Source organism: Nostoc sp. UIC 10890 (assembly GCF_054786515.1).
This window is the reverse complement of the sequence record NZ_JBSGKF010000035.1, coordinates 1-8775: the sequence shown is the minus strand read 5'-3', so window position 1 is coordinate 8775 and position 8775 is coordinate 1. Positions and strand designations below refer to the sequence as shown.

Annotated in this window: 6 protein-coding genes and 3 pseudogenes; 5 read left to right on the top strand and 4 right to left on the bottom strand. The window is 40.8% G+C overall.

What is annotated here, in order from left to right:
- The 3 genes from ACWATR_RS37890 to ACWATR_RS37880 all read left to right on the top strand — a co-directional run.
- A partial coding sequence (locus ACWATR_RS37890; protein WP_460344872.1) for an extracellular solute-binding protein occupies positions 1 to 742 on the top strand: 742 nt, incomplete at its 5' end.
- A gap of 118 nt (positions 743 to 860) precedes the next feature.
- Positions 861 to 2036, top strand: coding sequence for an ISH3 family transposase (locus tag ACWATR_RS37885; protein ID WP_460344869.1), 1176 nt, complete (start codon positions 861 to 863; stop codon positions 2034 to 2036).
- A 148-nt stretch (positions 2037 to 2184) separates the two neighbouring features.
- Positions 2185 to 2658, top strand: coding sequence for a transposase (locus ACWATR_RS37880; protein WP_460344866.1), 474 nt, complete (start codon positions 2185 to 2187; stop codon positions 2656 to 2658).
- A 104-nt stretch (positions 2659 to 2762) separates the two neighbouring features.
- Here the strand turns inward: ACWATR_RS37880 and ACWATR_RS37875 are convergent.
- The 4 genes and pseudogenes from ACWATR_RS37875 to ACWATR_RS37860 all read right to left on the bottom strand — a co-directional run.
- Positions 2763 to 3121: pseudogene (locus ACWATR_RS37875) on the bottom strand (IS66 family transposase); the annotation flags it as partial.
- Between the two features lie 388 nt (positions 3122 to 3509).
- Entirely contained in the window at positions 3510 to 6386 is a 2877-nt protein-coding gene (locus tag ACWATR_RS37870; RefSeq protein ID WP_460344863.1) for a GUN4 domain-containing protein, read from the bottom strand.
- Complete coding sequence (locus ACWATR_RS37865) at positions 6383 to 6718, bottom strand: hypothetical protein (RefSeq protein WP_460344860.1); 336 nt, start codon at positions 6716 to 6718, stop codon at positions 6383 to 6385. Before ACWATR_RS37865 ends, ACWATR_RS37870 begins: the two co-directional genes overlap by 4 nt.
- Positions 6719 to 6840: 122 nt before the next feature.
- Positions 6841 to 6987 (bottom strand): plasmid partition protein ParG, encoded by a 147-nt coding sequence (locus ACWATR_RS37860; RefSeq protein ID WP_460344857.1) that lies wholly within the window; start codon positions 6985 to 6987, stop codon positions 6841 to 6843.
- Between the two features lie 203 nt (positions 6988 to 7190).
- Between ACWATR_RS37860 and ACWATR_RS37855 the strand changes: the two are divergent.
- Both ACWATR_RS37855 and ACWATR_RS37850 read left to right on the top strand, forming a co-directional pair.
- A pseudogene (locus ACWATR_RS37855) lies at positions 7191 to 8294 on the top strand (hypothetical protein); the annotation flags it as partial.
- Positions 8295 to 8388: 94 nt separating this feature from the next.
- Positions 8389 to 8775 (top strand): annotated as a pseudogene (locus ACWATR_RS37850) (hypothetical protein); the annotation flags it as partial.

Here is an 8775-nt window from a genome sequence, read left to right as displayed (position 1 = left end):
AGAAGGGGGACGCTACCAAGACAAACTGTACCGGATTCCAGTGCGTTCTGACGTGGGAATGCTCTACTACCGGGAAGATTTAATCAAACAAGCAGGATTGCAACCGCCAGAAACATTTGATGATTTGATGCGAATTTCCCAAATCTTGCAAAAGAAAAAGCAGGTGAATTGGGGCTATGTTTGGCAGGGTCGCCAATATGAAGGACTTGTGGCGATGTTTGCAGAAGTTCTTGATGGTTTTGGTGGCTTCTGGGTTAATCCCGACACCCTCGAAGTTGGACTAGATCGACCAGAAACATTACGAGCCATTGAATTTCTGCGTAGTACCATTAGCGAGGGCGTTTCTCCTCCTGGAGTCACAACTTACCAGGAAGAAGATACCCGGCGCTTGTTCCAAAGTGGTCAAGTAGCGTTTTTACGCAGTTGGCCCTATGCGTGGCCTTTAGCTCAGGCAGAAAATTCGCCAATCCGGGGTAAAATTGCGATTAAACCGATGGTTCATGCTCCTGGGCAGACGGGAGCAGCTTGTCTTGGGGGCTGGGGTTTAGGGATTTCTAAAACCTCTAGACATCCCGAAGAGGCTTGGAAAGCAATTCAATATTTTACCAGCTGGGAAGCACAACGCCGATTTATTTTGACCGCAGGCTATGTCCCTAGTCGCCGGGAACTGTTTACCAGTAAACCAAAAAGTTTTTCCAAAAGGGCGATCGCTACTCACACCGCAGGCATCACCAATAAATAGATAGATACGTAGAGGAAGTATTATTAAATACAGATAACATAAGAAATAGTTATCATGTTTTGCAGTATTTCAAAATATGAAATGATCAAACTAGTGTGTCATATATTGGCTGAGAAAATTGACTATTTCATCTCTAGGAAAAACCAAAAGGCGAGAGTCTACAGAAGAACCGATTTTAACAGACTCAGAAACCCTTGATCAAGTTATTGAGTGTTTAGTAGAAAATTTCTCTATTGAGACTCAAGGTGTATGCGACCAAAAAACTTTATTTGAGATTCTAATAAAGGCAGCTAGTAGTGGAGATAGTATTGAGAACACAGCTAAACTATTAAAGAATGTTCCCACAGCCAATGATATTAGATACCATCTCAACAAGATTAATAATTTTGAGGAACTAGAGACACAGATTAATCTTGCATTAAAAAGCCGAATTCCTTTAGGATTAAAAAAAGGTTGTTTAAAAATAGCGATTGATTTAAATTTAATTTGCTATTATGGTAAGCCAACATCAGGGGAATCAGCATACATATATCAAAGTCAAGCCAAGGCTGGTACTCATTCATTTTACGCTTATGCAACTTTATATGTGATTACTAAGAATAAGCGTGTAACCCTTGCAATTAGAGGTGTTCGTCAATTAGATACTAGTGTTGCTCTGATTACATATTTATTAGCAGAACTCAACTCTCTTAAAATCAATGTAAAGAAACTCTATTTAGATAGAGGGTTTTTTAATACTCCTGTAATCCGATGGTTGCAGGCATTAGATATTCCTTTTCTTATGCCTGCTATCAAGACGGGAAAGAAAGGAGGAATAAAGCAATTTTTAAAGGGCAGGAAAAGTTATAAAACTACTTATACAATAACCAGGGATAAAGATGATTCAGTTACATTTGATTTATGGATTATTTGTAAATATCGCAAGGGAAAGCATAATCAGCGTGGAGTTAAATACTTTGTTTATGTTGCTCACGAGATAAAAACAAATCTAGATTATATCTATCAAGATTATCGAAAAAGATTTGGGATTGAAACTAGTTATAGACTGAAAAATATTTGTCGAATTAAAACTAATAATAAAAATCCAGTCTTGAGATTACTATTTGTTGGTATATCCTTTCTTCTTGTTAATATTTGGGTCAATCTTCTTTGGCTCAGGATTAGTCGTAAAAGGAAAGGGAGTCGATTAATTTATCGCACACTTTTTACACTTAAGCAGATGTTAGCCTTTTTATCTCAAGCCCTACAGCGTAAATATCAAGTAGTTGAAAGCATTTATCTTCCATCAGGTTAGTACTGACAATTTCGCGCCCAACTAATCATAAGTAATCATAATCTATACTATGTCTGCTGGGTAGAAGATTCTGTGTTTACTAGTATTGTAAATTATCAGTATTTTAATTATCGCTCTTTGGTGAAAAACTTTTTGGTTTACTGGTAAAGTGTTGCTTTACGCTATCAAAAATGCACAGGAGAAATATAAATTTAAGCTCTATGCTTTATGTATAATGTCGAACCACGTACATTACCTACTTGAACCCCAACAGCCTGAAGACCTTCCCAAAATCATGCACTGGCTCAACTGGTATACGGCTATGTGCTTCAACCGAATGTTGAACCGCACAGGTCATTTTTGGGAGAAGCGATATCACAGCACAGATTTTGCTAATACTGACCAGCGACGGGCTTTGAATACGCTCCGATATATTCACGCTAACCCCAAAGCGGCCGGGATGCAGCAGGGTTATTTCTACGACTTTAGCAAGTATGGTACTCATGACCGCTTGAGCAACGATGGCATTACGCAGTGGCATCCGGCGTTTTTACGCCTGGGGAGAACGTTGGAGGAATGTGCGGCTAGATATCGCAGATTTTGTCAAAAATATCGGGCGTTGCTGAATCAAAATATGAATTAGGCGATCACTGGAGTAAAACTTGTACCTCACATCGTGAGCGGCACTGAACCATACTGAAGATAATGTATGACCAGTCGAATAGAGTGTCTCGTAAGGATTCAGGTCTAATATTGAGGAAGTAAAGAAGGGCAAGACAGGCAGTTACTAGAATTAGCAATTAAAGCCTGTGCAAAAAAATCAATGACAGACCTAGCTTGACGGCGACAAGTCTGTACCACGGTCAACAAATTAGCAGTATGTTGAAACCGCTCCATTGAACGGGAACCACCACTAATTTTACGTTTTGTCACAGCCAACGCAGCGATCGTTCAGCCTGATTATTATCAGGAGGAACTTCAGGATGGTCAAGGAAATACCACCATTGGCTTGCTTTATCGCGCAAAGAACGTAAAAGCTGACCTGCTGTTGCTCCTGCTTTGTCAATCCACTGATTGAGTGATGAGTGCAACTTAGCTTTGAATTGCATTTCATAGCGATCGCACTAATTCATATTTCTATTCTGCAATGCCAAATATCGACCACAGGCTAAACCAGAAAAGCGAAATTTTTGGGGAAGTCGCTTTTTGCCTTCGATGATTAAGAGTGGGAAGGCGAAAAAGTCGTCACCTGGACAATTGAGTTTACCTTGGAACAACCCCTTCGGGGAAGTCAAAATTCAAAAAGAAGTATTTTTGTAATGCAAATATACATTATGACTGTAGTTTTAAATTTATTTATGAGGTTCTTAATTTTGACTTTTGACTTGATACTTTTGACTTCCTCAAAGAGGTCACCAGGTATCGGTTTTGCCTAACGCTGATTATTGCGTGGAAAATAAGGCTGAAATAAATGTTTACAAACTTTCCAAAGCCTTAGATGTTACAGTTTACAATTCTCTGCGCGAGAAAAGAGAGATAGATTTGGTTTTGGTTTTCGGAGAGAAAAATGCTGAAAATACCGCTTCTTACCCAACCACCGATATAAATTAATGTAGGCAATAATGATGGCGCAGATGGTGTAGATGGCAACATCCCTTCTTGCACACTTTCTTTCTCGAACTTTTCCATTAACTCATGATAGCTCAACCAACTATCTTGTTTCCAACCTACGCGCTCACCAAAAACATCCCAATTATCATCCCTGTAGCTCGGACTGCCTAAACTATGGTAAATTCCCGCTTGGATGCTGATGCCAAATTTATTGTTACTGTTTTGAAGCCAGAGGCTATTGATTTCCCTGAGAGTTTCACAGGGGAATTTCTTTAGAAGTTCGTCCCAATGTTCATAGTTTTCCTTAACCATAACTTGGTAAAAAATCCAAGCAGTTTCTCCATCTGCTTCTATCCACTGCTGCTGCTGAAGATAGTTTTCCAACTGAGTGCATAGTCCATTCTTTACCAAGTCATCAGCAACTTTTCTCAATTCTCCTTCAAAAGCTCTATCGGCTTCTGAGTTATATTGAACTGCCAACATCTGGAAGAAACCTTGCTTAAATCGTTCAGGATTTTCTTTGTTAACAAACTTCAATCGAAAAATCTCTTGCCATTTTTCTTCACTTTCATTATATTTATTTCCCCACAACTGATCTAATTTATCATGAGCTTTCTGGTAGAGAGAATATACCTCTGGTGCGTCAGGAAGGCGGATAGTGGGGATAATGTGAGGGAGAATACGGGAAACTCGATAAACCCGTTTTGATTCGTCTGGTTCGGGGTTGACTTCTATCAGTCCCAGTTTTAGCCCCGTTTGTAGTTGCTGTTGATAATTAGGAAGTTCATCAAAAGCCGCTTCCAAAGCTACCATTGAAACAGGAATCTCATAAACTAAGCAATAGCTAAGAATCTTTTGTAGTGGCTCATCAATTAGCTGATATAGCTCCTCCCAAATAATTTGAGCTTTCCATAATTCAGGACTTTGTTCTAGTTTTGTTAATCTCGTCTCTACATCTATATTGCCTAATTCGTCATTGATAAATTCCAATAATCGAGGATTCCCATCTGCTAAATTTAGCGCTCGTTCCCGTAAATTATCAGGTATTTTACCAGAGCTAAAATTTTCTAAGCGACTAAGTTTTTTAGCTAATTCAGCTTTTTTAAATGGTTCTAGCCCCTGTTTATAGAAGAATTCTAATAGGTCAGAATCAAAATCATAGCGACAGGTAATAATAATTCTATTATTAGTTCCTGTTTGTTGGATTGCTTCTACTAAAGCTTCTAAAATCGGGGCTGCTCCAGTTTTAAGAATATATTGACCTTCACGAGGTTCAAGGTTCCATTCAAAATCATCCAAAATTAAGACAAACGGTTTTTCTCCTGTTTCTGCTAATTGAGTGAACAAGTAAATTAATCGAGCTTTGAATGAAATATTACTATCTTCTAAATAGGATATTAATTCTAGTTGCGTTGGATTAGTTAGCTTATCTTTGAGCTTTTTAATTAAATAAGATTCATCAATTTGTCGCCACCAGAGAATCTTTTCATGCTCAGGTAGTCTATCCCATAGCCGGGAGGCAATGCTACTTTTTCCCCATCCTCCCATGCCATGAATTAACACCCCTACTTTGTCAAAATCTGTCTTCAGAGTCCGCAAACAGTTTTGTAACTGACGGCGGCGACCAACAAAGTTCTCTCTCGTTGCAACCCTTAAACGTTTTTCATCATCTCTGAACTCCACTTCATTAGACGGTGATGGTAGTTGTTTGCGTCTTGGAGTTCTTAAGGGAGTTACTAACGCTCCTGGTAATGTATTTGCTATGTACAGTCGTAACTTATGCCAATCTGGTACTTTTTGCTCAATCAACTTTTGATAAGTAGAAGCAATCGCTTCTGCAAGTGTCCCACTTTGTGACAACTCCCAATACAATTGACCAGCAGCAACAGTTGCATCAGTATCTCTGACTCGCTCACCCCAACCCAAAACAGCAGTTGCGCCCATGCTGAGTAGTTCTTCTGCCATTGAAGGAACTGCACCTTCTGACGAATAACCTGTACGGCAACCAGATAGGAAGACTAACGCAGGTAAACGAAACATCATGGCTTTTGCGATCGCATCCGTACTGCTATCAACTCGATTGCCGTATTCGTCCTCAGTCAGAAAGCAGGGCGTTTCACCATTATAAGTAGCGTGGCCTGTTAAATGAAAAATATCAAAGTATCCTGTTTCATATTCTCGAACCACATAACTCAATTCAGTTAAGCAGCCACTTTCTTCTACTCTCAAATTTACGGGAGTGCGCTTGGTTGCCGACAAAATCTTCCCTTCCTCTGCTTCATAATCCAATTCGGGTTCAACCCCCAAAGGCGAGGTAGCCATAAACAACGCGTTTAAGGGACGATTTTGAGGATTATCAGCAGTAACTATTGGTTGACCATTGGACATCCAACGCACCGGAATAATCGGGGACGTTTTCTCTACCAAAAAACACTTGCCATCATGCAGCAATTCCCAAGGTAAATGCGCTAGCCCCTTGTCTGTGGCGATCGCTATTATTAATCCTTGCTGACGGGGCTGATTGAGGGCATTGACTAAGAGGCGATCGCTTTTGTCTAGCCAGTTATATAGTGCTTGTCCAGTAACAGAATAATCAACAGGCAGACGGGTATAGTAGCCTGTTTCTGCCTTCTCACTCAACTGCTTGATTTCTGCTACAGAGAGTTTGTGTTCCTTGTAATTAGCAGGATTATCCCAAAAATAACGCAGAGAAACGTAATTCTTACCTTGCTCTTTCAAACTGATGTGGAGAATTGTCATTTTTTCTTAGATTTCTCCAAAATCGCTTGTATTTGCTCTACTGTTGCGTCTTTGAGCAGCAGCCGATCATTATCAGGTGTGACAATCAAAACTTTCTCAATCCTTGCCCCATTAGGGTCTTGTAGAGACTTTTGGTATTTCTCCTTCCACTGGTAAAACTTTTCTCCAATCGTTAATGTTCCACCAACAATTCCTACAATCGCCACGATGGTAGCTAGAATTCCTTCCCGTTCGACTTCATCAATTGTCTGATAACTTCCTTCTAGTCCTTCAATTGCCAGAAGTTCTTCTGTAGCTTTTACCGCATCTTTTCCTTGGATTTCAATTTTCATGTTTTTAAATTTTCTATAAGATAATATTGAGATTTCAATGCGAAGATTTATGCAGACATCAGATTGGTCTACATACTTGCTATTTATTGCTTTAAGTTTTCTAACTTTATAGATTTAGTACCTTACATTTGAGAATATGATTGCACTTCATTAGTTTTCAGCCACTGCTCAATCATCTCCACTACAACATGGCTCATCTTCTGCCCACGCAAAGCACAAGCAGCATGAAAGCGTTTCTTCAGGTCGTCTGTGATACTAATCTGCATCATGCTTAATTTAGATAGTGCCTATATAAAGCTACAAATATATAAGACAGGATTCCAGACTGACTATAGCAGTCTCAGTAGATTTACGATAGAGTTCGCTTAAGCAAATTTAAGCTTCTTTACAAAATACTCGCTTTTTGCCCTATTTAGCCTCGATTTGAGCGTTTAAAAACAATTTTTCGCTTGAATGAATTAATTTGCTGATTATGACCGTTTCATCACAATTGCACCCTCGTTATGGGGATTCGGGAGTGATTGAGGCAGACGCACCAAATCGCTGGCAGCAGATTGTCACCTTTGCTGATGGCGAAAGAATGTTGATCAACAATGCTGATTTGGATGCCCCAAGCGTTCCCTTCCCTAGAGAACGCACTTACCCCGCAGAATATACGGAAGCGATCGCCCAAATCAAAGAGCAACACCAGCAGGAGTTAGAGCGTCTAGAGCAGGAATTGAGAGTTGGGCTACAAGCAGAAGTTAATGCTAGAGCTGAAGCCCAGGTACAAGAGCAAATCCAATCTCTGCAACAACTCTTTAAACAACAGAAAGAAGAAAATATCCAGTTACAGCAACGGCTTTGTGAGATGGAGGGGTTACGGAAACTGGAGATTGAAAATCAGCAACTCCAACAACGGATTCAGGAATTAGAACACGCTGTAGAAGAACGCCCTTCTCAACAGTGGGGAAATACCATGACCCAGCAAGCGACCAAAGCGTTAAACAAACAGGTGAAACAGGCGTTAGAGAAAACCATTGATTTGCGATCGCTAGCTCAAGAGCCACCCAAGGAAAATGCCCAAGAATGCTTACGACTCATGGGCATGGCATTGAAGAATCTCGCTAGTGCTATGAACAATACCCAAGCGTTAGAGGCTGCGGCGATCATTCTGGGTAGTGATCCGACACCACAGGCTATCGAATATCGAGCCGAGCAACTGGAAATGCTGCCCCAGGCGGTTAGTGATATTAGGGCAGTGCTAGCAAAACCTGGGTGTACTTGGCAGGACTATTGGGCAGTAGCGCAAGAGTATGAGGTGATTAAATCAGATTATTTGGCAGAATTGACTACCCAGGAAACAAATTTAATTACCGCACTCCAGAACGCCTCCTCTCAACCGGACACAATTATCGTTGGTTCTATTGTTGCTCACGCTGACCCATACCGTACTTTGTATGTCGCCAGAGGAGAAGTGATTCAGGATTTGGGAGATGAGTTAATCGTTGCCTGGGATTGTTGGAAGGAGCAATCGAAAAAGGCTGACAGGTATTTTCGAGACGAGTTGCGCTTTTGGAAGGGCGAGAACCAGTAGATAAAGAAAGACTCGCTTTGAGATAGCTACAAGACTAAAACACGGCATGGGTGCAATGTTGCCCACATTGGCATGGAAAAATTTAGGAGGGAATATGACTACAGCGTTAAAAGCAATCAACGGTGGCAGCAAACAGCGAAGCGATGTCCAAGGACAAGCCGCTTCGCGTCTACGGAAACTTGCTGATGCAGACAAATCAATTAGACCACATTGCAAAGTATCGATAGAGGATATCAACTGGGTTCGTCAGCAACCTCCATCTGTGCAGCAGCTTTGGTTAGATAGCGTGGCGGCTGAACAGTTTGGTGGTTCTGCCCATAAACTCGATACTAACCTCACCTACAAATCTTTGCAAAAAGCAGGGGCGGCGTTAAGCGCTCAAGGATTATTTCAGTTTGAGGAAGTGTTTGGCCGCTTACCCTCTGGTAGACCAGGATTGATTAGCTACCGTGTCCGTAACCTTCACGGTTATTACAATCGG